The following is a 25,823-nucleotide window of genomic DNA, read 5'->3' as shown; positions in this document are numbered from 1 at the left end:
CCGCGGGACGTCGAGCAACCGTTGTTTCGCGGGGAAGGGGGTCAGGGGGTGTGTGCGGCGGCCCGGGCCCGGCGCTGGGACCAGGCGCGGTCCGCGGCGTCGATGCTCGCCCGGCTGGACAGGTCGACCCCGGCGCGCTGGGCCGCTGCCCTGGCCCGCGGCGTCGTGAGGTCGGGCAGGCGGAACTGCTCCGGGACGATGGTGCGGTCGGCCGCGGCATACCGTCGCTGCTGGGTGGCCAGCGTCGGGCCGGACTCACCGGCGACCCGCAGGGTGGCGGCCGAGACGGTGAGCGCCGAGCCGGTGAGGGGCGTGCTCACGAGCGGGGTGTAGCCGTCGCGGTGCCCGGCGACGTTGGGGTGGTAGCTCTCGCTGACCGGGTTGGACAGGCCGTTGAGCCACTCGGTGCTGTCGCAGACCGCGTGGCCGGTGAAGCGGCTCGTCGGGTTGGCGAAGGCGAAGCCCCTGGCCGACGCCTGCGCCGAGAGCTTGCGGTTGAGCAGGTCCGCGGTCTGGTTGAGCCGCGACTCCTCTGACGGTGAGAACCAGGTGAAGGCGTTGCAGTCCTCGCCGTTGAAGATCCGCGGGTAGCCGACGACGGTGACCCGCGCGTTGGGCGCCTTGGCGCGGATCGAGGCGTAGAGGGTCGACAGTCGACCGGGGAGGGTGTTGCTGATGATGCCCTGGGCGGTGTCGATGGCGCCGTTGCAGTTGCTCATCCAACCCGGCTGGGCGCACTCGGTGAGGACGTCGGCGAACCCGGCGTCGTTGCCCCCCACCGAGATCGAGACGTACGTGGTGCCGGTGCCGAGCGCGGACAGCTGGGTGTTGGTGACGTCAGCGACCGTGGCGCCCGAGCAGGCGCGGAAGTTCAGGGCCAGGCCCTTCGCGGCCGCGATGAGGGACGGGTAGGCATAGACCGAGCGCTGGCAGGAGGTGCCGTCGGCGAGGTAGGTGCGCGTGCCCGTGCCGGAGGAGTAGGAGTCGCCGAGGGCGACGTACGAGCTCGCGGCCTGCGCGGGCGACGCGGCCAGGGTGAGGGCGGCGGCGGCCCCGAGTGCTGCCACGGCTGCGAACGGGCGGGTCATCGCCATGGAGGTCTCCCTGCGGTCCTGTGGGTCGGTGTCCGCACCCTAGGTCGGCGGCCGGGCCCGGCGGGAGGCTCGGCGGCCCGCTCTTGCCAAGTCCTGACCAACCCCAGCCCGAGCCGCGACCGTTGCCACCCCGACGGCGGACGGTCCGGCACCCCACCACGGAACCCGCCGCGTTGACCTGCGCAAACGCGGGGTCCTCGAGTGGCGCCTGCCGGGGAATGGGAATAGGAAGAGCAGGCGGCGCACGGGCGTCGCCGAACCCCCAGGGAGAACAGCGATGAGCGAGACCCCCATGAACGACGACAGCACGCTCGGCACCGGCGAGGGTCCGGCCGACGGCGGCGCGAACGCAGGCGGTCACGACGGTGGCGCCGACGGTGGCGCCGACGGTGGTGCCGGCGGCGAGGGCACGGCCGACGGCGGTGCCAACCTCGGCGGCCACGACGGCGGCGCGGACGGCGGCGCGGATGGTGGTGCCGGTGGCGAGGGTCCGGCCGACGGTGGTGCGAACGCCGGTGGCCGCGATGGCGGTGCTGACGGCGGGGCGGACGGTGGCGCGGATGCCGGCGCTGGTGGCGAGGGTCCGGCGGACGGCGGTGCGAACGCCGGTGGCCACGACGGCGGTGCCGACGGCGGAGCGGACTCGGCCGACCGGGGTCTGTGAACGTCCCTGAGCGGAGCGTCGTGACGACGACCGAGCGGCACCGGGAGCGCGTCCAGTCGGGCGGGCTCCCGGTGCTGTCGCGCCTCGTGGGGATCGGGCCCGAGGAGTTCGCCAGCCGGTACTGGTCCCGCGAGCCGCTGCTGACCCGGGCAGCCGACCTGCCGCGGTCCTTCGACGACCTCTTCTCGGCGGCGGCCGTCGACGAGCTGGTCTCGACCCGCGCCCTGCGCACGCCCTTCCTGCGGATGGCGAAGGACGGCACGACCCTGCCCGAGCGGAGCTTCACCCGTGGCGGGGGGATCGGCGCCGCGATCGCCGACCAGGCCAGCGACGACGCCGTGCTGGCCCACTTCGCCGACGGCGCCACGCTCGTGCTGCAGGGCCTGCACCGCACGTGGGGGCCGGTCGTCGAGCTCTCCCAGTCCCTGGCCGCGGAGCTCGGTCACCCGGTGCAGGTGAACGCGTACGTCACGCCCCCGCAGAACACCGGCTTCAGCGACCACTACGACGTCCACGACGTCTTCGTCCTGCAGGTCGCCGGTGAGAAGCGCTGGCGCATCCGCCCGCCGGTGCACCCGCTCCCCCTGCGGGACGAGCCGTGGACCGACCACCGCGGCGCGGTGGAGGAGGCCGCGGCCAGCACCGAGCCGCTGCTCGAGACGACCTTCCGCCCCGGCGACTGCCTCTACCTGCCGCGCGGCTACCTGCACTCCGCGACCGCCCTCGGCGGCACGAGCATCCACCTGACGATCGGGGTGCACGCCTGGACACGGCGGCACGTCGCCGACCAGCTCGTGCGGGCCGCCGTCGCCCGGGCCAGCCGGGGTCCCGACCTGCGGTCGGCCCTCGCCGTGGGCACCGACCTCGTAGGCTCCGGCCCCGACCACGCGGTCGTCGAAGCGGTCCGCCAGGCCCTGCTCACCGCCCTGGCCGAGGTCGACGCCAGCGAGCTGGCGGCCGGCCTGGCCGGTGCCGCCCGCGCGGCCCAGCGCCCCGCACCCCTGTCGCCGCTCGCCCAGGCAGAGGTCGCCGCGCACGCGGACGAGTCGACGGTCGTGCGGGTGCGCGACCACGTCGAGGCCACCCTCGAGCCGGCTCCGGGTGGTGCCGGGGGGACGGTGCTGCGCAGCCGCGTGGGCTCCCTGCCCGTCGAGGGCCGGGACCTGGCCGCGGTCGAGACCCTGCTGGTGAACGGGCACGCCACCGCGGGGGAGCTCGGCGTCGGGCTCGCGCGCAGGCTGCTGCGCACCGGTGTCGTCGTCCCCGGATGACCACTCCCCGCTGCTCGACGTCGGCTCGCCGTCGGGGCGACGCCATGCTGGGCACCGCGGCGCCGGCCACGCGCTGGCTGCTGGTCGAGCACCCCGGCGGCTGGCTCCCGGCGGCCTTCGACAGCCCCGGCCTGCCGTCCGGGCTCGGCGCCGCCGTGCACCGCACCGCCCTCGCCGTCGGCGGCCGGGCCGTGCTGGTCCGGCGGCCCGGGCGCGGCCCCCGCGACGCCCCGCGCGAGTGGGCGGTCATCGACAGCGACGGCCGGCAGGAGTGGGGCACCTGGACCCGCGCCGGGGGCCTCGAGGCGGCCGTGCGGGCCCTGCGCGACGGACCGGCCTCCGCCGAGGGGCCTGCCGCGGGGGACCGCCACCACGAGGACCGACCCGCGGGTGACCGCCCCGCAGGTGACCGTCCCGACGAGGACCGTTCCCCGGCTGACCGTCCCGCCGGTGACCGGGGACCCCAGCTGCTCGTGTGCACCCACGGGCGGCACGACGTCTGCTGCGCCGTCCGCGGCCGGCCGGTCGCCGCCGCCGTCGCCGAGCGCTGGCCGGAACGGACCTGGGAGTGCTCGCACATCGGGGGCGACCGGTTCGCGGCGAACCTGTTGGTGGTGCCCGACGGCACGACGTACGGCGGCCTCGACCCGGACTCCGCGGTCGCCGTCGTCGAGCGCCACCTCGCCGGCCGGGTCGACCCCGACCACCTGCGCGGCTTCGCGACCGTGCCCCCACCCGTGCAGGCGGCGCTCGCGGCGGTCCTGCGCGACCACGGTCCCGGTGGCCCGCGCGACGTGCGGGCCGGAGCGGTGACCGCGACCGGGCCCGGCATGTGGGAGGTGGAGGTCCTGGGCGTCGCCGGAATGCCGGGACGCACGGTCGTGGATGTCCGTCGCAGCGTCCAGGCCGCGGCCCGCCTCACCTGCCGCGCTGCCGGCGAGGCCACGGCGCACACGTATGCCGCGACCACCCGTCCCCGGTGATCCGCGCCGGTGACCCCCGCTGGTGACGGTGGGCGGAGCCGGTGAGCCGCGCCGGTGAGCGGAACCGGTGACCCGCGCCGGTGAGCGGAACCGGTGACCCGCGCCGGGCGGCGTCGCGGACGCAGGCCACCCGACGGAACACGCCCGCCCGCGGGCCGTGCCGACCACCGGCCGCCCCCTTGAGAGGATGACCGGGTGCGTGAGCTCCTCGTGTCGCTGGTCGCCGCCCTGGTCGTCGCGTGGCTCGCGCTGGTCGTCGCCCTGCTCGTCGCGCGTCCCCGCGGGGGCGCCCTGACCGAGTCCGTGCGCCTGCTGCCCGACCTCGTCCGCCTCGTCAAGGACCTCGTGACCGACGGGTCCCAGCCTGCGTCGGTCCGGTGGCGGCTCGTCGCCCTGGCCGCCTACCTCGCGCTCCCGTTCGACCTCGTGCCGGACTTCATCCCGGTCGTCGGGTACGCCGACGACGTGGTCGTGGTGCTGTGGACGCTGCGGTCGGTGCTGCGCCGGGTCGGCGTCGAGGAGTGCCGCCGGCGCTGGCGCGGCACGGACGACGGGTTCGACGCGCTGCGCCGCCTCACCCGCGTCTGACGCCCGGACCCGGTGCCGCCCGTGTCCGGAGGCCCGGACCCGGCGCCGCCCGCGTCACGGCGTCGTGGCGGTGACGCGCTCGGTGGTGGGCTCCAGGTCCGGGGCGCAGGTGCGGGCCGGGGACCCCCCACGGGTCGTCGTCGCCGTGGAGGCGGTGGGGGTCGCGCCCGTCGCCTTCGACAGGGGCGGGGCGGCGGCCTCGATCCGGGAGCCGTTGATGAGGGTGACGTCGTCGTACGCCGGCCGCCCCTCGACGACGTTGCGGAACTGGTAGCGGGTCAGGGACGCGAGCCGGCAGTCGGTGCCGAACGCGGCGATGTCGAAGGCCGACGGTTGCCCGGTGAGCTCCTCTCCGTTGCCGCCCACGGCCACGAAGTGGCTGAACGGGCCGCCGCCGGTGAACGTCCCGACCTGGATCCGGTTCCCCTTCAGGTCTGCCGTGTGCATGTGCCCGTTGATGCGGATGCCGGCCCGCTTCACGTCCTCGACCGCGGCCGGCTCGTGCGAGACGAGGACGTCGGGCGCGGGCTGGTCGGCCATGGCCGCGACGAACCGCTGGGCTGCGGGCTTCTGCTTGGCCGCGTTGTCCTTGTTGTCGTCGCCGAACCAGCGGGGGTCGTTGAACCCGGCGATCCGCACCCCCCGGATCGTCTCGATCCGGTACGTCGTGTCGTCGGGTTGGAGCAGCACCACGTTGGGCACCTTCGCGAGCCGGTCGAGCACCTCGCGGTCGACGTCGGAGCGGGCGTCGTGGTTGCCCTTGACGAACAGGTACGGGACGCCGAGGGAGGCGATCCCCTTGAACACCCCCGCGGCCTCCGCCTCCGTCGCCGTGCCGAAGTTGACGAGGTCGCCGGAGTCGATCACGGCGTCCACCCGCTCCTGGCGGACGATGGTCCGCATCAACGCGTACTGGTTGCCGCCGTGGATGTCGGACACGAGCAGGAACCGCGCGGCCACCGGGCTGCTGAGGTTCTGGGGGGCGTACTTGTCCTGCAGGGCGGACGACAGGGCGAGCAGGTTCTTCAGGTAGGGCGTCGTCTGCTCGGCCCTGGTCTCGACCCCCTCGAGCAGGTCGGCGTTGCGCTGCACGGCACTGAGGATCCCGGTCGTCGAGAACGTCACCAGCCGCGCGGGCTGGAAGGTCCACGCGACCACCGCGAACGTCGCCACGCAGGACGTGGTCCAGGTCAGCACCACCCCCCAGCGCACCACCCGCCCCGAGACCGTCGGGGGCACCCCGACGCGCTGCCGTCGCCACACGGCATACCCACCGAGCGCGAGGCCGGCCACGAGGAGGGCTCCGGCGGCGAACCGCAGCGCCAGCCCGGTCGCGGCGTCGCGCGCGGCGCGCTCGAGCTCGAGGGGGCCCGGCTGCAGCGAGCGCACCGAGATGTTGGGGCGCGAGAGCAGGTCCGTGATGCGTTCCTTGACCTGCACCTCGGCGCGCACCCCCGGGGCGGGGACGTAGCCCCCGAACTCCAGCCGGATGTTCCCGAACGTCGTCGGCGCGGTGAGCGTCGAGATGTCGCCGGGGTCGAGCGAGAGCCGCAGGGTCGCGGCGTAGTTGAGGGTCTCGGCCCGCACCGGGAACAGCGTGGTCGCCGCGACCCCGCCGGCGTTGCAGGCGACGAACAGCACGACGACGGCGGCGGCGCGACCCAGCCACCGGAGCACACCGGTCCCGCGACGCGCGCTTCCCTCGGGCGTGCCCACCCGACCACCGTAACGGGCGGTCGCGGCGACCACCGGGGACGGCACCTAGGGTTCGGGGTATGCCGCCGAGCCCCCACCCCTTCGCGGGCCGCGACTTCGCGGCCGTGCTCTTCGACATGGACGGGACGCTGATCGACTCGATCCCGGTCGTCATCCGCTCCTGGGTGCAGTGGGCCGGCGAGATGGGGGTCGACCCGCGCCGTCTCGCCGGGTTCCACGGCGTCCCGGCACGCGGCGTGGTCGAGGCGCTGCTGGAGCCGGAGCGGGTCGACGCGGCGGTCGCGCGGATCGAGGAGATCGAGCTCGGCGACACCGGCGGCATCACGGTGCTCCCGGGGACGCTCGCCGCGCTCGAGGCCCTCACCAGCGCAGAGCCCGAGCACTGCGCGATCGTCACGTCGTGCACGGCGCCGCTGGCCGCCGTCCGGATCGACGCGACCCGGCTGCCCGTACCGGCCGTCGTGGTCACCGCCAGCGACGTCGAGCGTGGCAAGCCGCACCCGGACCCGTACCTGCTCGGCGCCCGGCGTCTCGGCGTCGACCCGGCCGACTGCCTCGTCGTCGAGGACGCGCCCGGCGGGCTCGAGGCCGCGCGGGCGGCCGGCTGCGCCACGCTGGCAGTCACCACGACGACCGACCCCGCGGACCTGCTCGCGGACGTCGTCGTCACGGATCTCGGCGAGGTCCGGTTCGCCGTCCACGACGGTCGCGTTCGCGTGACGACGGGAGTTACCCGGCGGTAGGTTGGGGCGCATGGACGCTGACGCCATCGTCGTCGGGGCCGGCCTGGCCGGTCTCGTCGCCACCGCCGAGCTCGCCGACGCCGGCCGGCGCGTCCTGGTGGTGGACCAGGAGAGCGCGGCGAACCTCGGCGGCCAGGCCTTCTGGTCCTTCGGCGGCCTGCTCTTCGCCGGCAGCCCCGAGCAGCGGCGGATGGGCGTCAAGGACAGCGCCGACCTGCTCTGGCAGGACTGGCAGGGCTCGGCCGGCTTCGACCGGCTCGAGGACGAGGACCGGTGGCCGGTGCAGTGGGCGCGCGCCTACTGCGACTTCGCCGCGGGGGAGAAGCGGTCGTGGCTGCACCAGCAGGGGATGCGCTGGTTCCCGGTCGTCGGCTGGGCCGAGCGCGGTGACGGCCGGGCCTCCGGCCACGGCAACTCGGTGCCCCGGTTCCACATCACGTGGGGGACGGGCCCGGGCGTGCTCGAGCCGTTCCTGCGGCGGGTCGGCGAGCACGTGGCGACCGGGCGGGTCGAGCTCCGCCACCGCCACCGGGTCGACGAGCTCGTGACCGGCGGCGGCGCCGTCACCGGGGTGCGCGGCACCCGGCTCGCCGCCGACCCGGCCGGGCGAGGTCGCCCGACGAACCGCGAGGCGGTCGGGGAGTTCGAGCTCACCGCGCAGGCCGTCGTCGTCACCAGCGGTGGGATCGGCGCCAACCACGACCTCGTCCGGGCCAACTGGCCCGACCGCCTCGGGACGCCGCCGGAGCGGATGGTCACCGGCGTCCCCGCGTACGTCGACGGGCGCATGCTCGCCATCGCCGAGGCGGCCGGGGGCCGCCTGGTCAACCGCGACCGGATGTGGCACTACGTCGAGGGCATCTCGAACTGGGACCCGATCTGGCCCGACCACGCCATCCGGATCCTGTCCGGCCCGAGCTCGATGTGGTTCGACGGCAACGGTGACCGCCTGCCCCCGCCGTTCTTCCCGGGCTTCGACACCCTGGGCACCCTCGCCCACCTGAGGCAGACCGGGCGCGACCACTCGTGGTTCCTGCTCAACGCGCGGATCATCGGCAAGGAGTTCGCCCTCTCCGGCAGCGAGCAGAACCCCGACCTCACCGGCAAGTCGGTCAAGGACGTCCTCGGCCGGGCGCGCGTCGACATGCCGGCGCCGGTGCGTGCCTTCCTCGACCGCGGCGCCGACTTCGTCCAGGCCGACACCCTCACCGAGCTCGTCGAGCGGATGAACCGGCTCACCCCCGACGCACCGCTCGACCTCGCCCACGTCGAGCGGCAGGTCCGCGACCGCGACGCCCAGGTCGAGAACGCGTTCAGCAAAGACGCGCAGGTGACGGCCATCCGCGGGGCACGGAACTACCGCGGGGACAAGCTCATCCGCACCGTCGCCCCCCACCGCCTCCTCGACCCGGGTGCCGGACCCCTCATCGCGGTGCGCCTCACCGTCCTGACCCGCAAGACCCTCGGCGGCCTCGAGACCGACCTGGCGGCGCGCGTCCTGTCCGCGTCGGGGGAGCCGGTGCCCGGCCTGTATGCCGCGGGCGAGGTCGCCGGGTTCGGCGGCGGCGGGATGCACGGGTACCGCTCGCTGGAGGGGACGTTCCTCGGCGGCTGCATCTTCAGCGGCCGCACCGCCGGCCGGGCCGCGGCGGCCGAGGTCGGCTGAGCCTGCGGGTCCCTCGTCACCGAGGGGTCGGCGCGGGGCGCCGGGGCAGGCCGGGGCGCTGGGGCAGGCCGGGGCGCTGGGGCAGGCCGGGGCGCCGGGGCAGGCCGGGGCGCTGGGGCAGGCCGGTGCTACGCCGCGAACGGACCGCCCGGACCGAACACGGAAGCGGCGAACCGCTCACCCACGAGGCGGTGCGTCTGCGCGTCCGGGTGCAGCTCGTCGGGCAGCGGCAGCCGCTGCGCGTCCTCGGCGCCGTAGAGCGTGAGCCCGTCGAGGAGGAACAGCGCGTCGTCGTCGGCGCGGGCGGCGACGACGTCGGCGAGCACCTCGCGCACGACGTGCAGCGTGAGCCGCCCGGCCGCGACCTCGGCCGGGTCGCCCGTCGCGAGGAACCGCAGCTGCCCGGTGCCGAACGAGGCCGGGTCGAACGCGGCGGGGCCGGGTGTCTCCTCGTGGATGCCGCAGTACAGCGGCGAGACGACCAGGAGCGGCGTGGACGGGTGTCCGTCGCGGATGGTGTCCAGGTACCCATGGAGGGCGGGGCCCAGGGCCCGGCGCCGCATCAGGTCGCCGTTGACGAGGTTGATGCCGACGCCGAAGCTGACCAGGTCCGCGGGGGTGTCGCGCAGGGTGGTGGCGACGAACGGGTCGAGCAGGGCGCTGCCGCCCAGGCCGAGGTTGACCAGGTCCACCCCGGCGGCACGGGCGGCGACGGCCGGCCAGGTCCCCGTGGGGCTGTCGGCGTTGGAGCCCTGGCTGATCGAGCTGCCGTGGTGCAGCCACCGGCGCCGGGTGCGGGCGAGCGGCGCGAGCGGGGCGTCGCTGCGCAGCGCCACGAGGGCGGTCTCCTCGTTGTGCGGCAGCCACACCTCGACGTCGTGCGTCCCGGGTCGCAGGGCGATGGCCAGGGTCGTGGGGTCGCCCTCGTGGAGCTCGGCCCGGCCGGTGGCGAGGTCGATGACGAGCTCGTCGCCGCCGGCGGCCGTGAGCTGCTCGGTGACCTCGCCGTCGACCACGACGTCGTATCGGCCGGCGGGCCTGGGTGGCGTGCCCGGGTAGACCCGCTTGGTCGCCAGGACGTCGAGCTCGACCCGGTCGGCACCGGTGCGGAACGCGAGCCGCACCCCGGCCGGCTGGGCCTCGGCCATGAGGAGCTGCGCGTCGCGGCCGGCGCGAAACCGGGCCGAGGCAGGGAGCCGGTGCAGCCGGGTCCCCCGCACGGTGTGCTCGAGCTCGGCGACCCCGACGACGAGGTCGGTGCTGAGGTGGGTGGTGATCACGGGGTGGCTCCTGCGGGGTCGGGGGTGGTCCAGGTCCGGAGGGTGTGGTCGACGGCGTCGAGGATGGCCTCCCAGCTGCTCGCGGGACCGGGGGTGCTGTGGTCGAAGCCGCCGGCGAGCTCGAGGTCGACGAAGCCGTGCACGACGCTGCCGACGAGGCGCACCGCGTGGGTCTGGGCGTCGCCGTCGAGGGCGTACCCGCGCAGCACCGCGCGCAGGAGGTCGGCGTGGCGGGGCCCGGCGCTCGCGGCGGCGGTGGCGGCGTCGAGCCGGGTCTGCATCGCCGTCCAGCGGCCGGGGTGCCGGGCGGCGTACCCGCGGTAGGTCTCGCCGAGGGCGCCCAGGGCGTCGCGGCCCGATCGCCCGGCCAGGGCAGCAGCGAGCAGGTCGGCCGTCTCCGCCAGGGCCAGGAGGGCGACCCGGCGCCGCAGGTCCCGGGTGCCGTCCACGTGGGCGTAGATGCTGGCGGCGCGCACCTCGAAGCGGCGGGCGACGGCGGTGGCGGTCACCGCCTCCAGCCCCTCGGCGTCGGCGAGCTCGGCCGCCGCTTGCGTGAGCCGTTCGGCGGTGAGGCCGGCACGAGGCATGGTTCCTGCTCCAATCAGGTTTCTACCTACGCAGTGTAGGCAAGCGAGCCCTGGCGGTCCACCCGAGCGGCCGCAGCCCCGGCGGCACGGGGCGGGGTGCGCCCGCTCAGTGACTCGGCCGGGCCGCGGTGCGCCGGATCAGCCGTTCGGACGGGCCGGGGGCCGAACCCGGCCTCAAGTGGGGCGCGCCCGGCATACCGTCGCGCCGTCGCCCACCGGACGAGCAGGGGAGTTGTCGATGGTGCTGCGCCTGTTGGGCCTGCAGGCCCTGGCCGGGCTGGCCGCGACCCTGCCACCGCGCTCGGCGCGGTTGGCCACGCTGCTCGTCCTGGTGCTTGCCAACACCACGCCGCTGTGGGCGGTGGCCACCGGGCGCTGGGCGGCAGGCGACGTGCTCGTGGTGTTCTGGCTCGAGAACGTGGCGATCGGGGTGTGGACGCTCGTCCGCATCGGGACCGCCCTGGGCGCCCTCACGCCGACCCGGAACGGCACCCCGGCGATCGCGGTCAAGGGTGGCGGGCCGATCGCGCTCCCGCAGGCCGTGGCCCGGGTGTTCTTCATGGTCTTCTTCTGCATCCACTACGGCATGTTCACGCTGGTGCACGGGATCTTCACCTGGCAGCTCGCGCACCGGATCGGGACGACCGGAAGCGTGCGCGGATACCTCCTCGTCCTGCTCGCCCTGGTCGCCAGCCACGGCGTGGCGACGGGCGTCCACTGGTTCGCGCGGGGCGAGCGGCTGACCACGGGGCCGCAGCAGGCGATGGCGCGGCCGTACGGCCGCATCGTGGTGCTGCACGTCGTCGTCCTCGGCAGCGCCTTCCTGCTCGCCCGCGCCGGCGGCAGCCTCGACACGGCGGCCCCGGTCGCCGGCGCCACGGCGGTGCTGCCGGCGGTCGCGCTCGTCGTCCTCAAGACCGTCATCGACGCGGGGCTGCACCTGCGGGTCCACCGGGCCACGGACGCACCGGTGCCCGTCGCCGTCCCGTCCGCCTGACCGGCGTGCCCCCTGCCGGCGTGCCCGCAGCGCAGGGTCCGCGCTGCCTCCCGCCGCCTCAGGGGAGTCGGATCTGCACCACCGCGTCGAGGACGGCCAGCGGGAGCGAGCCGGACTCGAGCACCGCGTTGTGGAACCGGCGGATGTCGAAGGCGTCGCCCTGCCGCTGCTGCGACTCGCGGCGGATCCGCAGCAGCTCGAGCCGCCCGACCATGTAGCTACAGGCCTGCGCGGGGTACGTGGCGTACCGGTCGATCTCGGCCCGCACGCCCTCGAGCGCCATCGCGCAGTGCCCGGCCATGTAGTCGACGGCCTGCTGCCGGCTCCAGCCGAGGGAGTGCAGGCCGGTGTCGACGACGAGCCGGCAGGCCCGCATCGAGTCCATCGTGAGCATGCCCAGCCGATCGAGCGGCCCGGAGTACAGGCCCATCTCGTCGGCGAGGCGCTCGGTGTACAGGCCCCAGCCCTCGGCGTAGGCGTTGAAGACGACGTGCCGCCGGTAGTCCGGCAACCCGGTGAGCTCGACCGCGATCGCGAGCTGGAGGTGGTGGCCCGGGATGCCCTCGTGGTACGCCAGGGCCTCGATCTCGTGCCGGCCCCACCGGGAGGGCGGCGAGGTGTTGACGAAGAAGGTCCCGGGGCGGGAGCCGTCGTCGGCCGGGGGGTAGTAGTAGGCGGCCGCACCGTGCTCGGTGGCCTGGACGACGCAGTCGGCCTTGGGCAGCCGGTCGAACCACTGCGGCATGGCCGCGCGGGCCTTGGCGAACGCGGCCTCGGACGCCGCGACGATGTCCTCGCTGCTCGTGTGCCGGCCCTGCGGGTCGGTGCGCAGGCGCTCGCGGACGGCGGCGGGGTCGTCGAGGCCGAAGACCTCGCCGCCCAGCTGCCGGTACTCCTCGTCGAGCGCCTCGATCTGGGCCAGGCCGAGGTCGTGGATCTCCTGCGCCGACAGGTTCGTCGTCGTGTGGTGCGCCAGCAGCGTGGCGTACGTGGCGGGCCCGTCGGCCAGGTGCGCCAGGCCGACGTGCTCGTCGTCGCGGGCGTGCGGGGCCACCTCGTCGCGCAGCACGTCGCGGTAGCGGGCCAGGCCCGGGCGCACGTCCTGCTCGAGGGCCTCGCGCAGGGCCGACCGCCACGCGTCGGTGTCGAGGCCCTCCGGCGCGGTGGCCGTCACGAGCAACGGGTCGTCCTCCAGCGGCAGGGCCAGCCACTGGTCGACCTGCTCGACGACGCCCTCGACGGCGAAGGCGGCCGGGGTGCGCCCTGAGGCCACCCCCTCGCGGTGTCGCTGCGCGAGGTCGTGCAGGTGCCGGCCGATGGCGCGGTACTTGTCCACCATCGCCTCGGCCACCTCGACGGTCGGCAGCGCGAGCATGGGCACGGTCACCTGGAGGTCGGACTGGATGCCGAAGACGGGGTTCGCGCTGAGCTCGGCCATCCGGGTGGCGGCGACCTCGGCCTGGCCGTCGGCGTCGAAGGCGACCATGTCGCGCGTGATGCGGTCCTGCAGCTCCAGGCCCTCGTCGGGGATGGCCCGGGCCCGCTGGGCGAACTCGCGCGCCGCCGCCACCTGCTCGTCCTCGGCCGCCCGGCTCGCGTCCTCGAACCGACCCGCGTGCGAGTAGTCGCCGATCATGTGGGCCCAGGTCGGGCTGGTGGCGAGCTGCCAGGCGTCGAAGTCGTCGGCCAGCCGCCGGACGGCCTCGCCCCCGGTGGCCGCGCCCGCGCCGCCGCTCGGCTCCGCGCCGGCCCCCCCGCTCGTCCCCGCGCCGGCGGCCCCGCTCGTCACGCCGTGCATCCCCGCGCTCGTCCCCGCGCCGGCCGCCCCGGTCGTCCCACTCGTCGCGTCGCTCATGGTCCTGAACGTAGCGGTGCGCGCCGACGGTCGACAGCCGGTCGGGCGGCGCGCGACGTCGTCGTCGTCGTCGCCGGGGCAGACTGTGCGGGTGACGACCACGCCATCGGCCCGGCTGCGCGCCGACCCCGACTTCCGCCGCTACTGGCTGGCGCGGATGACCTCGCTCACCGGGTCGCTCGTCACGGCGGTCGCGATGCCGGTGCTCGTCTACCGCATCAGCGGCTCGCCCGGCCTCACCGCCCTCACGACGACGCTCGAGGCGCTGCCGTATCTGCTCTTCGGCCTGTTCTCCGGCGTCGTCGGCGACCGGCTCGACCGCAAGCGGGTCATGGTGGGCGCCGACCTGGCCAACGTGGTCGTCATCGGGACGGTGCCCCTGGCCTGGTGGCTCGGCCACCTCACCGTCGTGCACGTGCTCGTCGCGGGGTTCGTGGCGCAGTCGCTCTTCACCTTCTTCGACGGCGCCAACTTCGGTGCCCTCCCTGTTCTCGTCGGGCGCGACCGGGTCGGTGAGGCGAACGCCGCGATCTGGGGCGTCGGCGGCATCCTCGACCTGTGCGTGCCGGCGGCCGTCGGTGTCACCCTCGCCGTGCTGCACCCGGCCGACCTGCTCGCCCTGGACGCCCTCACCTTCCTGGTCTCCGCGCTCCTGGTGCGCACGATCCGCCGGGCCCTGTCCAGCGCTCGCGACCGCGCCGCGTCGGCGGGGTTCGCGGTCGGCGCCCAGTCGGTGTTGGCCGACATCCGCGACGGGCAGCGGTTCCTGTGGCGGCACGCCGGGGTGCGGTCCAACACCGTGATCGGCGCGCTGCAGTCGGTGGCCGGGGCCGGGTTCATGGCGCTGGCCGTGCCGTGGTGCGACCGGGTCCTGGGCGTGGGCACGAGCGGCTGGCGGTTCGGCCTGGTCTTCAGCATGTGGGGCGTCGGCGGGATCCTCGCGGCGTGGCTCACGCCACGCCTGCTGCGCCGCGTCGGCACGGCGCGGCTGACGTTGCTGTCGATCCCGCTGTCGGCGGCGGCCGGTCTCGCCGTCTCCTCCACGACCACCTGGCTCGTGGCCGTGCTGGCGATGGTCGGCTGGGGAGTGGCGTACCAGCTCGTCGTCATCAACTCCCTGACCTACCGCCAGCAGGTCACGCCCGAGCACCTGCTGAGCCGGGTCAACACCGCCGGGCGCATGCTGTCCTGGGGCCTGGGCTGGACCTTCGGCTCGCTCGTCGCCGGTGGGCTCGCGAGCCAGTGGGGCGTACGCCGCGCGATGGTCGGCGTCGTGGCCGTCGGGGTGCTCGCCGCGGCCTACGCCTGGCTCTCACCCCTGCGGCGCATCGCCGCCGAGCCGGCAGTGTTCCCGTCCGCGGCGGTCTGACCCGGCCCGCTGCGGCTCACCAGCCCAGCCGGATGGCCGGGAGCTCGTCCCTGCGGTCGCGCACCGCGCGCTCCAGGGCGCGCCGGGCGCCGGCCATCTGCCGCTCGCCGACGACCTGGGCCCAGCGCTCCTCGATGCGCTCCTGGACGCCCACCGCCAGGGCGACCACCTCCCGGCCCCGGGCGGTGAGGACGAGCGGCTTGCTCCGGGCGTCGGACTCGTCGCCGGCGTACTCGACGTACCCCTCGTCGAGCAGGTGCTGGACGACGCGCGCCGCTCCCTGCTTGGTCATGGCGAGCCGTGGCGCCATCGCGCTGGCGGTGTCGGTGCCGCCGAGGACGGCGTTGAGGGCGTACCCGTGGACGGGGCGCAGCGTCGGGTGGCCGTTCTCGTGGAGCTCGTGGTGCAGCTCCTCGAGGGCGACGGTCACCGCCATCGACAGCAGCCGGACCAGGGGGATGTCGTGCACCCCGCCGACGGTAGCGAGCCGAGGGCGGGGTGCGCTGCCCGACCCGGGGATCAGGCGGTCCACGGGACCAGGACGGGCTCCCCGTCGCCAACCGTGGCCATCGCGTTCGGGCGCCCGACGGTGAGGGTGGTGGCCGGTCGGCCCCCTGCCGCGCCGAGGACCCGCTGCGAGCCGCCGGGCAGCAGGACGGCGTCGCCCGCGGCGACCTCGCGACCGGTGTCGTCGACCTGGACCGTGAGCGTGCCGTCGACCACGACGACGAGCTGGTCGCCGTCGATGACGTGGGGCGGACCGGCGCTGCCGGCCGGCAGGTCGGTCCGCCAGACCGCGACGTCCAGGGCGGGTGCGGTCGTGGGGGTGGCCAGCGTCCGCATGGTCGCCGCCGCAGTGGCGACCGTCCGGGCGGCGTCGAGGCTGATGTGCAGTGACATGGTGTCTCCTTCGTGGAATGGACAACGTTGTTGTCTATAGCCCGAGAGTAGACGACGAAGCCCGTATGGACAACAGAGTTGTCCATACGGGCTCCAGTCACGCCGGTGCACCCACCCCGGTCGCGGAGGCGCGGCGCCGTCAGAGGTACTGGCCGGTGGGCCCGCTCTCCCGGTGCTCGGGGCCGCCCGGGACCAGGCCGGGAGCACCCGGCATACCGGACGGGCCGCCCTCGGGGCCGGGCCCGGGCGGCAGGGCCCGGCGCATCTGCGCGAGCTGCTGCTGGGCGGCCATCTGCTGGGCGAACAGCGCCGTCTGGATGCCGTGGAAGAGGCCCTCGAGCCAGCCCACGAGCTGGGCCTGGGCGATCCGCAGCTCGGCATCCGTCGGGGCGGTGTCCTCCCTGAACGGCAGGGCGATCCGCTCCAGCTCCGCGATGAGCTCGGGCGCCAGGCCGTCCTCGAGCTCCTTGATCGACCGGCGGTGGATCTCGGCCAGCCGGACCCGCCCGGCCTCGTCGAGCGGTGCGTTGCGCACCTCCTCGAGCAGCTGCTTGATCATCGAGCCGATCCGCATCACCTTGGCCGGCTGCTCGACGAGGTCGGCGGGGTTCGTCGGCGCGTCCTCGTCGTCCTCGTGGTGGGCGACGCCCATGCCGTCCTGGGTCACGACGACGACGCGCTGCGGGTCGCGGTCGCCCTCGCGGTCCTCGGGGGTCTGGCCTTCCGGTCGCGGCTGCTCAGTCATGGCTCCCATCCTGCCTCAGCCGGGCGGAGCGGGCCGAAGGAGCCAGACGGTGACGGTGCGGTCGCCCGCCCGCTGCCGGTATGCCGCGTAGCCGGCGTAGACGGAGGCTGCCACCTCCCAGGCCCGCTCGGCCTCCGCACCGCTGAGGGCCCGGGCGCTGACCGGCACGGAGCGGTCGCGGTGCGTGACCACCGCGCTCGCGGAACCGCGCAGGTTGTGGACCCACCCGGGGGTGCGCGCACCGCCGAAGTTCGACCCGATGACCACGAGGTCGGCCTCCCAGGGGATGGCGAAGAGGTGGTTGTGGCGCTCCCTGCCGCTGCGGGCGCCACGGGTGCGCAGGGTGATGGTGGGGACACCCGCGACCGCCTCCGCGGCGGTGCGCCCCCCGGCGAGGCGGCGGACCGCCGTGTCCAGGGGCGGGGCCACCCGGCTGGCGACGCGGGCACCGGGTGCGGTGGCGGCGAGCGCGTGCAGCGCCCGCCGTGCGCGGCCGACCCGGACCGGCGGCAGGTCGAGGTCGGCCCACAGTCCCATGCCCGGACGGTAGCCCACCGCGCGGCGCCGGCCCCCCGACCAGCGCCGCGCGGTGGGCGGTCTCAGTCCGCCCGCCGGGTGACCAGGGGCGCCGTGCGGATCGCCACGGCCGACAGCAGCCCCGCCAGCAGCGGGACCCCCACGGCGACGAGCAGCAGCGGGAGCCAGGGGATCGAGAGGTAGTGCCGCCCCGCGACCTCCATCCCGGTCGCCGGGTCGAAGCTGCCCTGGACGGTCAGCGGGTACGAGATGGCGATGCCGGGGACGAGACCCACGGCGATGCCGAGCAGGGCGCCGAGCAGCCCCGTCACGATCGCCTGGGCGGCGGCGAACCGGCGTCGGGTGCCCTTCGTCGCCCCGACCGCGGCGAGGGTGCCGAGGTCGCCCTGCTGCTCGGCCAGGGACAGTGCGGTCGAGATGAGCGTGACGACGAGCACCAGCGCCGCGGCGACGCCCATCATGATCCGCATGACCACCTCGTCGTAGCGCTGGAACCCGCGCTCGACGTAGAGGCCGCCCTCGTCGCCGAGGCGCTCGTCGAGCCGCTTCTGCGTCGCCTCGTCGATCGTGCCGCCGTCGGCCGTGCGGAGCAGGACCATCTCCTGGGTGGTCGGCCAGCCCAGCTTGCGCGCCGTCTCCGGCGTGACGAACGCGCCCGTCTGGCTGGGCATCGCGCCGTTCCCACGGTTGGCGGCGGCCACCGGGACCACCGGCAGCTCGTCGGTGCGCATTGTGCGGACCTGGCTCGCGGCATACGTGCCCTGGTCGAGCACGAACGTGCCGCTGGCCATCCGCACGGAGGGGAGGGACGCGACTGCCGGCACGGCCACGGCGATCCCGCCGCTCTCGAGGGTGGCGCGCTGCGCGCCGGTCAGGTGCAGCCGGCTCGCGACCTCGGCTGCCGGGAGCACCCCGACGAACCCGTTGTCGTAGGCGAGGGAGCCGAGCTTGACGCACCGGCCGTCGTTCCCCTCCTGGGCGATCGAGGCCTGGACCGTGCAGCCGTCGAGGACCGCAGTGACGAACGGCTGCGCCGTCGCCGTCGGGGCGCCGGGACCGCCCATGGGGTCCTGCTCCCCGCGCACGATGGACAGTGGCGTGGCGCGCAGGCCGTCGCCCACCTCCTTGAGGGCCGCCGCGACGGAGAGCCTGGCCTCGGCGTCACCGGTGAAGATCGTCGCCTCGCCGGGGAGCGCCTGAGGGGTGTAGGTCGCCATCTGCTGCTGGGTGTCGCTGGCGAGGCCGATGCTGAAGGCCGTGAGGGCGGCGACGCCGGCGAGGATCGCCGCGACCGTGGGGGTCGAGCGCGAGCGGTGCCGGGCCGCGTCGCGGGTGGCCATCCGCGGGGCGACGGGCAGGTGGGCAGCCAGCCTTCCGACGCCCACCAGCAGCGCCGGGACGACGAGCAGGGTGCCGAGGACGAGGGCGATCGCGCCGAGCGTGACCCGGATGTCGCCACCCGACTGCATCCGCGCGCCGGTCACGACCACCACGCCCCCGAGCGCCGCAGCGACGAGCCCGACGACGGGCATCACCCGGTTGAGCCGGGGCGAGACGCTCTGGCCGCGCATGACCCCGATGACGTCGAGCCGGCCCAGGCGCAGGGACGGCACGAGAGCCGCGACGACCGCGCTGAGGACGGCGCACGGGACGAGGATGGCGAGGGCCGTCCACGGGAGGTCCAGCGACAGCGCCGCGAAGCTGGTGGACGGATGGGTGGAGACCCACCACCGCAGGCCCACCCAGACGGCGGCGATGCCGAGCGCCACGCCCCCGAGGGCGGAGAGGACGCCGAGGACGAGGGCTTGGGCGAGGACGGTGCGGCGCAGCTGGCGGACCTCCGCGCCGTTGGTGGCGGCGAGCGCGAGGGTGCGGCGCTGGCGGGCCGCGCTGACCGCGAACGCCGGCCCGACGAGCAGCGTCGTGATGAGGAAGAGCATGGCGCCGCCGAGGACCGCGATCATCCGGTCGGTCTGCTGGGTGAAGCCCTGCTGCGGGCGCAGGTCGGCCGGGACCTCGCTGTCCGGCGGCGGGTCCTGCAGGACGTGCCGGCTGAAGACGGTGAACCCGTAGGTGTTGAGCCGCTGCACGTCCTTCCACGTCACGGCGGAGGGGCCGACGACGACCCACGACCCCGGGCCGCCGATGCCGGTGGAGTCGGGACCGGCCCCCCGGGGCAGCGACGCGACGATGAAGTCGGGCTGGCCGCCGGACTCCTGGTAGCCCGTCCCGGTGCCGACGACGCGGACGGTGCGTTCGGTGCCCCCTGCCGACAGCGTCGCCGTCCCGGAGCGCGGCAGCCCCTTGCGCTCACCCGCGGGGGTGACGACGACCTCGTCCGGGCCGGCCCCCCAGGTGCCGGAGGAGAGCCTCGCCTTGCCGCCGAGGTCGGCGGTCCTGGGGTCGACGACGAGACCGTTGACGCGCACCCGCCGCTCGCCGAGGACGAGGCGCACCTGGGTCTCGCCCACGGCCACGACCTTGCCCCCGAGGAGCCGCCCGATCGCCTCGGCCCTGGCCTCGACCGGGTCGGCCTTCCCGGTGTCCGTGCCGGTGTCCTTGCCGACCGCCGGGAACCCGGGGACGGGGGTCGCGGGGTCGTCCTCGCTGTAGCCCATCCCGCTCTGGTTGGGGTCGGGCCCCTGCTGGACCTTCCCGACCGCGGGTCCCTGGAGCAGCGCCTGCCCCGACCCCATGAGCGCGCTGACGCGGTCGGCGCTGTCGGTCTGCTCGGTGGAGCCCAGGGTCGCGGCAGCCGCGATGAGGCCCACCGGGACGGCGACCATGAGGAAGACGAGGACGGAGCGGCCGCGGTGCCGGCGCAGGTCACGGCGGGCCATGCGCAGGGCGACGGCCCACGAGGCGCGCCAGCGCGACCAGCGCGAGGACGGGGCGTCGTCCGGTCGCCGGCCCTCCGGCGCCTCAGCGGGCTGGGCCAGGGGCGGGGTCATGGTGGCCATGGCGGGCTCAGGCCGTGGGCTCGAGGAGCTCTTCGGCGCGCGCGGGCGTGCCGGTGCTGTCGACGACGACGCCGTCGCGCAGGAACACCACCCGGTCGGCCCACGCGGCGTGCCGCGCCTCGTGCGTGACGAGCAGGCCCGCCGCCCCGGCGTCGCAGCGCTCGCGCAGGACGCGCAGCACCCCCTCGCCGGTGGTGCTGTCGAGGGCGCCCGTCGGCTCGTCGGCGAGGACCAGCCGCCGGTCCCCGACGAGGGCCCGGGCGATGGCGACCCGCTGCTGCTGGCCTCCCGACATCTTGTCGGGGTAGCGGTCGGCGAGCTCGGCCACGCCGATGGTCGTGAGCGCGTCCATGGCGATCCGCCGGGCCTTGCCGACCCGGGTGCCGTCGAGCTCGAGCGGCAGCGCGACGTTCTCGACGGCCGTGAGCGAGGGGATGAGGTTGAAGTCCTGGAAGACGAAGCCCACCCGCCGGCGCCGCAGCCGGGCCAGCCCGTCCTTCTTGAGCTGGCCGAGGTCCTGGCCCTCGATGACGACCCGGCCGGTGGTCGGCGCGTCGAGGCCGCCGGCGAGGTTGAGCAGGGAGGACTTGCCGGAGCCGCTGGGGCCCATGACCGCCACCAGCTCGCCGGCCGCGACGTCGAGGCTGACGCCCGCGAGCGCCCGGACGGCCGTGGTGTCGGTGCCGTGGACGCGCGTGACGTCCTCCAGCCGCAGGATGGTGTCGCTCATCGGTTCCCCCCGGTGGTGCGGTGCGCGGCCGCGGCGGGTGCCGCGGCCCGGTCGGTGCTGTGGTCGGTGCTGCTGTGGTCGGTGCCGCTGAGGTCGGTGCTGCTGGTGTCGGCCCGGGCGTCGTCGCCCGTGCCGGGTGCCGAGGTGGCCTGCGCGGCGGGTGCCGTACGCGGTCGCGTCGCCTCCCGCGCCAGCCGGGCCTCGACGTGGTCGAGCCAGCGGACCTCGGCCTCACCGGCGTAGATGAGGTTCTCGAGGACGAGCAGCCAGGCGAGGTCGGCGTCACCGTCGCCGGTGGCGGCCTCGCGCGAGGTCGTGGCCCGCTGCTTCAGGCGGGTGAGGTCCTGCAGGTGCCGCAGCGTGGCGGTGCGCTGGGTCTGCACCACGCGGCGGACGTCGACCCCGGGGACCGTCACGGCGAGGGCGAGCTTGATGACGAGCTCGTCCCGAGGCGTGGTCTCCCGGTCGACGGGCGAGAGCCACCAGCGGGCGACCTCCTGCCGGCCGGCCGCCGTGAGCCGGTAGGTGATCCGGCCCTCGTCGTCGGCGCCGACCTCCTCGACCAGGCCGTCGCGCTCGAGCCGGGCCAGGGTCGTGTAGACCTGCCCGACGTTGAGCGGCCACGTGCCGCCGGTCCGGGCCTCGAACTCGGTCCGCAGCCGCGCGCCGTACATCGGCTCGGTCGCCAGGAGGGCCAGCAGGCCCTGCTTCACCGACATGCCGGCCCTCCATCCCCTGGTGGTGCGTCCCCTGCATACCCGGTATGGGCACTGGTGAGGAGAGGTATACCGAGTATGTCGCCCTCCCGTCAAGGCCCCGCGATGCGGTGCGACGGTGACGGGGCCGCTCGTCAGCCGGCGAGCAGGACGGCGGCGAGGGCCAGGGCGCCGGGCAGCGCCTGGACCAGCAGGATCCGCCGGCTCGCGGTGGCGGCGCCGTAGATCCCGGCCACGACGACGCACGAGGTGAAGAAGACCGCGAACCCGAACCGCAGGTGCTCCGGCCCCACCAGGCTCCACACCAGCCCGGCCGCGAGGAAGCCGTTGTACAGGCCCTGGTTGGCGGCCAGGACCCGGGTCGACGCGGCGAACTCGGGGCTGTTCCCGAAGGCGGCCCGGCCGCGGGGCGTGGTCCACAGCGCCATCTCGAGCACGACGATGTACCCGTGGAGGAGGGCGACGAGGGCCACGAGGACGGTGGCGATCAGGGTCATGCCGGCCAGCGTGTCACGGCCTCGACGGCCGCGAGGGCGTTCAGGAGCGGCGGCTCGCCGACGCGCCCGCGCCCTCGACCCGCGCGGCCGCGACCGCGCCGGCCACCTCGGCCACCTCGGTCACGAGCGACTCGGTGCGGGGCGCCGCGACGGCGTCCGCCTGGACCTGGTCGAACCGGCGCAGCACCGCCCGGGCGACCAGGGCGACGACCAGCGCGGTGCCGGTGGCGGCGACCGCGACCGCGAACGCGGCCCCGTGGCCCGAGTCGTCCGCGAGCCGCCCGGCGACCCCGGACCCGACCGCGTAGCCCAGCCCGGTCGAGGCCGCGAGCAGGGTCATCACCGAGCCGACGCGGGACGGTGGGGCGACCCGCTCGCCCAGGGTGAAGGTGGTGATCATGTAGGGCGCGACGACGAAGCCGAGCAGCAGGACGACGGCGACGAGCGCCCCCAGCGAGTCGACGAGCAGCAGCGGCAGCGACAGGACCAGCAGCCCCGAGGCGGCGACGAGCAGCCGCGTGGTGAGGGCGATGCGCTCGGGCACCGCCGCGAGCGCCACCCCTGCTGCGACGCTGCCCACGCCGAGGAGCGCGTGGACGAGCCCCGCGCTGCCGGGGTGGCCGGCGCTGGTGGCCAGCACGGCGGTTCCGGTCTGCACCGACCCGAAGACGGTGCCGATGAGCAGCTGGGCGAGCAGCAGGACGGCCAGGGGCGCCGTCCACAGGCGGGTCCGCCCACCGGCGGCGGCCCGGACCGCGTGGGTGAGGCGGGCGGAGTCGTGCAGCGCGAAGGCGGTCCCGAAGGCCAGCAGCAGCGCGGCCGCGAGGACGAGCCCGGCCCCGGGCGCGACGGCCGACACGAGCACCCCGAGCAGCGCCGGACCGAGGACGAAGGAGGCCTCGTCGGCCGCGCCCTCGTAGGAGAACGCGGTCGAGACCAGCCGCGGCTGGAGCGCCCCCTGGCCGGCGGTCAGCGGGCGCCAGCGCACCCGCGCCATCGGCCCCACCTGGGGCAGGAAGGCCCCCGTCACGCCGGCCGCGGTGACGAGCACCGCCGCAGGGCGGTCGGCCGCGGCCAGTGCCACGAGCGCGAGGAGCCCCAGGCCCGAGGCGACGGACTGCACGAGCAGGACGGGCCGCTGCCCGACCCGGTCGGCCAGGGCGGCGGCCAGCGGTGAGGCGACGGCGCTGACGACGGCGAGCGTGCCGGCGGCGAGGCCGCCCGCGGCATACGAGCCGGTGGTGTGGGACACGAGCAGGAGGGCGCCCATCTGGCTCATGGCCAGGGGGAGCCGCGCCAGGAAGGCGGTGACGACGTAGGCGGGACCGGCCACCGAGAACAGGCGGCGGTAGGAGGCGATGGGTGACACGGGTTCTCGTTCTGTGCGGGGCGGGGGACGCCGAAACCGGCGTGCGCCGCACCCGCCTCCAAGACGCACCAGAACCCTTTGCTCCCCCAAGGATACGCGTGTCCGGGAGCGGCCCCGACCGCGTCAGGTCGTGAGCAGGATCTTGCCGATGTGGCCGCTCTCCTCGAGCGCACGGTGGGCGGCGGCCGCGTCGGCCAGGGCGAACCGCTGGTGCACGACCGGGCGCACCCGGCCTGCCTCGACGAGGGGCCAGACGTGCTCGCGGACGGCGGCCACGATCGTCGCCTTCTCGCTCGCGGGGCGCGCCCGCAGCGAGGTCGCGATGACGGCGGCCCGCTTGGCGAGGAGCTTGCCGAGGTCGAGCTCGGCCGTGCGGCCGCCCTGCAGTCCGATGACGACGAGCCGGCCGTTCGGCGCGAGCACGTCGACGTTGCGGGCGAGGTACTTCGCGCCCATGTTGTCGAGCACGACGTCGGCCCCGGCGCCGCCGGTGGCCGCCCGCACGCGCTCGACGAAGTCCTCGTCGCGGTAGTTGACCAGCACCTCGGCGCCGAGCGCGCGGCACGCCTCGAGCTTCTCGGCGGTCCCGGCGGTCACGGCGACGTGCGCCCCGACCTCGCGGGCCAGCTGGATGGCCATGGTCCCGATCCCGGACGAGCCGCCGTGGACGAGCAGGGTCTGGCCGGGGAGCAGGTTGGCGGTCATGAACACGTTCGACCAGACGGTGCTCACGACCTCGGGCAGCGCGGCCGCCTCCTCGAGCGAGACGCCCTCGGGCACCGGCAGCACCTGCCCGGCCGGCACGCAGACGAGCTCGGCGTAGCCGCCACCGGACAGCAGGGCGCACACCTCGTCGCCGACGGCCCAGCCCCCGACCCCCTCACCGAGGGCGTCGACGGTGCCGCTCACCTCCAGGCCCGGGTACTCGGGCGCGCCGGGCGGGGGCGGGTAGTGGCCCAGCCGCTGCATGACGTCCGCCCGGTTGACCCCGGCAGCCGCCACGCGGATCCGCAGCTCGCCGGCCGCCGGCTCGGGGTCGGGCACGTCCGCGAGGACGAGGGAGTCGGCGTCGCCGGGCTGGGGGATCGTGATCGCCTTCACGACTCGAGCCTATGGCGTGCCCGCTCGAGGTCGTCCGGGGTGTCGACGTCGAGTGCGGCGGGGTCGGCGACCTCGACCGCCTCGACCCGCAGGCGGTCGAGCAGCCGCATGAGCGGTGCGCCCGCGGCCGGTTCCGGGACCGCTGCGCGCAGGGCGTCGACCCGGTATGCCGCGAGGAGCGGTTGCACCCGTCCGCCGGGGTCGCGGGCGGCCACCACCTCGACGCCGGGGTCCGTGCCGTCGCCGCCGGCCTCGCCCCGGCCGGAGCCGTGCGCGTCCGCGACGGTGCCTCCGGCGGTGAGGCGGGCCACGAGCAGGGGGGCCGCCGGCGCGGCATACGGCATGTCGCCACCGAGGGCGACGAGGACCGGGGTCGCGACGTGCGGCAGGGCAGCGGCCAGGGCGGCGACGGGGCCGCCACCGGGCGGGTCCTCGCGCAGCCACGTGACGTCGCGGGTGGTCGGGCGGCGGTCACCGACGCACAGCACGGTCCAGCCGGCGGGGACGCCGTCGAGCAGGTGGTCGAGGATGCTCGTGCCGCCGAGCTCGGCCCGGGTCTTGTCGCCGCCGAAGCGCCGGCCGGTGCCGCCGCAGAGCACGACGGCGGTCACGGGGGTGTCGGGCACCTCGCCATTGTGGGGTCAACCGGCGGCGGTCGGCAGCCGGGGCGGGCAGTGCGAGGTGGCGAGGTACTCGAAGTGCCACCACTCGTTGTCGTACGTGCGGCAGATCCCGTACGCCGGCCCGTGCACCTCGAGCCAGGCGGCGACCGCCTGCGGGTGGACGTCGACGGCGTACCCCTTGACGTGGGCGGACCGGCCGGGTGACAGCACCCACTTGCCGGCCTCGGCGGCCGAGCCGTACTGCGCGACCGCGCGGTCGAAGAGCACCTGCTGGTAGGCCCGGCTGCGCCAGGCGGACCGGATCTGCGGCGACAGCCCCGCCGACCGGGCGGCTGCGAAGGCCCGGCCGAACGCGCGCGCCGCGGAGGGCTGCATGTTCGTCGTGCCGGGCACGGGTGCGCTCAGGGCGATGCTGACGCTCGGCTCGGGGATGCGGTCGGTCACGACCGGGGCGAACCCGCCGGACCCGGTCGGGCGCGTCGTGGTGGACGGGGGGCGGGGGGCCGTGGGGCGCGGTGTGGTCGGGCCGGCCCGGGACGGGCCTGCCTCCGGTGTGGCGGCGGTGGCGCCAGGTGCGGGTCCGCCCCGCGCCGGGCCACCGGTCGAGCCCGCGGCCACGGCACTCGCCGCTGACCCCGAACCGGCGTCCCGGTGCCAGGCGGCGTACCCGGCGGTGCCGCCGGCGGCGAGCAGCACGACCGCTGCGCCGGCCGCCCAGCGCAGGCGCCGGCGTCGGCGTCGTCCCCCTGACTCGTGCGTCGTCTCCATCCGTCCCCCTCGGGCCCCTCGCGCATTGTGGCAGGAGCGCCGGCGACGTGGGGCCCTCGCCGGA

The 25,823-nt window shown here is 75.7% G+C and carries 25 protein-coding genes; 8 read left to right on the top strand and 17 right to left on the bottom strand.

Annotation, left to right across the window (positions count from 1 at the left end):
* Window positions 1-41 precede the first annotated feature (41 nt).
* The gene (locus ACYVDO_RS08145; protein WP_460934595.1) at window positions 42-1,094 is read right to left on the bottom strand and encodes an SGNH/GDSL hydrolase family protein; all 1,053 of its coding nucleotides are present in this window, start codon (window positions 1,092-1,094) and stop codon (window positions 42-44) included.
* 277 nt (window positions 1,095-1,371) lie between these two features.
* Between ACYVDO_RS08145 and ACYVDO_RS08140 the strand changes: the two genes are divergently transcribed.
* The 4 genes from ACYVDO_RS08140 (at window position 1,372) to ACYVDO_RS08125 (ending at window position 4,600) form a co-directional block, all read left to right on the top strand.
* On the top strand, window positions 1,372-1,758 hold the full coding sequence (locus ACYVDO_RS08140; protein ID WP_460934593.1) for a hypothetical protein: 387 nt from the start codon (window positions 1,372-1,374) through the stop codon (window positions 1,756-1,758).
* A gap of 20 nt (window positions 1,759-1,778) precedes the next feature.
* Window positions 1,779-3,029 carry a cupin domain-containing protein gene (locus ACYVDO_RS08135; RefSeq protein ID WP_460934591.1) on the top strand — a complete coding sequence of 417 codons (1,251 nt, stop codon included), beginning with the start codon at window positions 1,779-1,781 and terminating at the stop codon, window positions 3,027-3,029.
* Window positions 3,026-4,012 (top strand): sucrase ferredoxin, encoded by a 987-nt coding sequence (locus tag ACYVDO_RS08130; RefSeq protein WP_460934589.1) that lies wholly within the window; start codon window positions 3,026-3,028, stop codon window positions 4,010-4,012. Before ACYVDO_RS08135 ends, ACYVDO_RS08130 begins: the two co-directional genes overlap by 4 nt.
* A gap of 195 nt (window positions 4,013-4,207) precedes the next feature.
* Complete coding sequence (locus tag ACYVDO_RS08125) at window positions 4,208-4,600, top strand: YkvA family protein (RefSeq protein ID WP_460934587.1); 393 nt, start codon at window positions 4,208-4,210, stop codon at window positions 4,598-4,600.
* Window positions 4,601-4,654: 54 nt separating this feature from the next.
* Here ACYVDO_RS08125 and ACYVDO_RS08120 read toward each other — a convergent pair whose 3' ends face one another.
* Window positions 4,655-6,316: a metallophosphoesterase family protein gene (locus tag ACYVDO_RS08120; RefSeq protein WP_460934585.1), complete on the bottom strand. Its 1,662-nt coding sequence runs from the start codon at window positions 6,314-6,316 to the stop codon at window positions 4,655-4,657.
* Window positions 6,317-6,375: 59 nt separating this feature from the next.
* Between ACYVDO_RS08120 and ACYVDO_RS08115 the strand changes: the two genes are divergently transcribed.
* Together ACYVDO_RS08115 and ACYVDO_RS08110 are read left to right on the top strand one after the other, a co-directional pair.
* Window positions 6,376-7,059 (top strand): HAD family hydrolase, encoded by a 684-nt coding sequence (locus ACYVDO_RS08115; protein ID WP_460934583.1) that lies wholly within the window; start codon window positions 6,376-6,378, stop codon window positions 7,057-7,059.
* Between the two features lie 10 nt (window positions 7,060-7,069).
* On the top strand, window positions 7,070-8,725 hold the full coding sequence (locus ACYVDO_RS08110) for an FAD-binding dehydrogenase (protein ID WP_460934581.1): 1,656 nt from the start codon (window positions 7,070-7,072) through the stop codon (window positions 8,723-8,725).
* Between the two features lie 128 nt (window positions 8,726-8,853).
* Here the strand turns inward: ACYVDO_RS08110 and ACYVDO_RS08105 are convergent, their stop codons facing one another.
* Together ACYVDO_RS08105 and ACYVDO_RS08100 are read right to left on the bottom strand one after the other, a co-directional pair.
* The gene (locus ACYVDO_RS08105) at window positions 8,854-10,005 is read right to left on the bottom strand and encodes an SGNH/GDSL hydrolase family protein (protein ID WP_460934579.1); all 1,152 of its coding nucleotides are present in this window, start codon (window positions 10,003-10,005) and stop codon (window positions 8,854-8,856) included.
* Window positions 10,002-10,592 carry a TetR/AcrR family transcriptional regulator gene (locus ACYVDO_RS08100; protein WP_460934577.1) on the bottom strand — a complete coding sequence of 197 codons (591 nt, stop codon included), beginning with the start codon at window positions 10,590-10,592 and terminating at the stop codon, window positions 10,002-10,004. Before ACYVDO_RS08100 ends, ACYVDO_RS08105 begins: the two co-directional genes overlap by 4 nt.
* Window positions 10,593-10,830: 238 nt before the next feature.
* Here ACYVDO_RS08100 and ACYVDO_RS08095 point away from each other — a divergent pair, with 238 nt between their 5' ends.
* On the top strand, window positions 10,831-11,589 hold the full coding sequence (locus ACYVDO_RS08095; protein ID WP_460934575.1) for a DUF6498-containing protein: 759 nt from the start codon (window positions 10,831-10,833) through the stop codon (window positions 11,587-11,589).
* A gap of 58 nt (window positions 11,590-11,647) precedes the next feature.
* Here the strand turns inward: ACYVDO_RS08095 and ACYVDO_RS08090 are convergent, their stop codons facing one another.
* Window positions 11,648-13,444: a DUF885 domain-containing protein gene (locus ACYVDO_RS08090; protein WP_460934573.1), complete on the bottom strand. Its 1,797-nt coding sequence runs from the start codon at window positions 13,442-13,444 to the stop codon at window positions 11,648-11,650.
* A 91-nt stretch (window positions 13,445-13,535) separates the two neighbouring features.
* Here ACYVDO_RS08090 and ACYVDO_RS08085 point away from each other — a divergent pair, with 91 nt between their 5' ends.
* Window positions 13,536-14,813, top strand: a complete 1,278-nt coding sequence (locus ACYVDO_RS08085; protein WP_460934571.1) for an MFS transporter — start codon at window positions 13,536-13,538, stop codon at window positions 14,811-14,813.
* 16 nt (window positions 14,814-14,829) lie between these two features.
* On the opposite strand, the gene ACYVDO_RS08080 is transcribed toward ACYVDO_RS08085, so the two are convergent.
* The 12 genes from ACYVDO_RS08080 to ACYVDO_RS08025 form a co-directional block, all read right to left on the bottom strand.
* On the bottom strand, window positions 14,830-15,282 hold the full coding sequence (locus ACYVDO_RS08080; RefSeq protein ID WP_460934569.1) for a MarR family winged helix-turn-helix transcriptional regulator: 453 nt from the start codon (window positions 15,280-15,282) through the stop codon (window positions 14,830-14,832).
* 50 nt (window positions 15,283-15,332) lie between these two features.
* On the bottom strand, window positions 15,333-15,713 hold the full coding sequence (locus ACYVDO_RS08075; protein WP_460934567.1) for a cupin domain-containing protein: 381 nt from the start codon (window positions 15,711-15,713) through the stop codon (window positions 15,333-15,335).
* A 139-nt stretch (window positions 15,714-15,852) separates the two neighbouring features.
* Window positions 15,853-16,458 (bottom strand): bacterial proteasome activator family protein, encoded by a 606-nt coding sequence (locus ACYVDO_RS08070; protein ID WP_460934565.1) that lies wholly within the window; start codon window positions 16,456-16,458, stop codon window positions 15,853-15,855.
* A 15-nt stretch (window positions 16,459-16,473) separates the two neighbouring features.
* On the bottom strand, window positions 16,474-16,995 hold the full coding sequence (locus ACYVDO_RS08065; protein ID WP_460934563.1) for a nitroreductase family deazaflavin-dependent oxidoreductase: 522 nt from the start codon (window positions 16,993-16,995) through the stop codon (window positions 16,474-16,476).
* A gap of 62 nt (window positions 16,996-17,057) precedes the next feature.
* Entirely contained in the window at window positions 17,058-19,955 is a 2,898-nt protein-coding gene (locus ACYVDO_RS08060; protein ID WP_460934561.1) for an FtsX-like permease family protein, read from the bottom strand.
* A 7-nt stretch (window positions 19,956-19,962) separates the two neighbouring features.
* Window positions 19,963-20,685 (bottom strand): ABC transporter ATP-binding protein, encoded by a 723-nt coding sequence (locus ACYVDO_RS08055; RefSeq protein WP_460934559.1) that lies wholly within the window; start codon window positions 20,683-20,685, stop codon window positions 19,963-19,965.
* Window positions 20,682-21,404, bottom strand: a complete 723-nt coding sequence (locus ACYVDO_RS08050) for a PadR family transcriptional regulator (RefSeq protein WP_460934557.1) — start codon at window positions 21,402-21,404, stop codon at window positions 20,682-20,684. The genes ACYVDO_RS08055 and ACYVDO_RS08050 overlap by 4 nt, the downstream gene beginning before the upstream one ends.
* Before the next feature lie 131 nt (window positions 21,405-21,535).
* Window positions 21,536-21,898 carry a DUF1304 domain-containing protein gene (locus ACYVDO_RS08045; RefSeq protein ID WP_460934555.1) on the bottom strand — a complete coding sequence of 121 codons (363 nt, stop codon included), beginning with the start codon at window positions 21,896-21,898 and terminating at the stop codon, window positions 21,536-21,538.
* Window positions 21,899-21,938: 40 nt separating this feature from the next.
* Window positions 21,939-23,267, bottom strand: coding sequence for an MFS transporter (locus ACYVDO_RS08040; protein ID WP_460934553.1), 1,329 nt, complete (start codon window positions 23,265-23,267; stop codon window positions 21,939-21,941).
* 123 nt (window positions 23,268-23,390) lie between these two features.
* Entirely contained in the window at window positions 23,391-24,368 is a 978-nt protein-coding gene (locus ACYVDO_RS08035) for an NAD(P)H-quinone oxidoreductase (RefSeq protein WP_460934551.1), read from the bottom strand.
* Entirely contained in the window at window positions 24,365-24,994 is a 630-nt protein-coding gene (gene mobA, locus ACYVDO_RS08030) for a molybdenum cofactor guanylyltransferase (protein WP_460934549.1), read from the bottom strand. Before mobA ends, ACYVDO_RS08035 begins: the two co-directional genes overlap by 4 nt.
* Before the next feature lie 15 nt (window positions 24,995-25,009).
* Window positions 25,010-25,759, bottom strand: a complete 750-nt coding sequence (locus ACYVDO_RS08025; RefSeq protein WP_460934547.1) for a D-alanyl-D-alanine carboxypeptidase family protein — start codon at window positions 25,757-25,759, stop codon at window positions 25,010-25,012.
* Window positions 25,760-25,823 lie beyond the last annotated feature (64 nt).

It is taken from the genome of Phycicoccus ginsengisoli (assembly GCF_054779295.1).
This window is presented reverse-complemented; position numbering and strand designations above follow the sequence as displayed.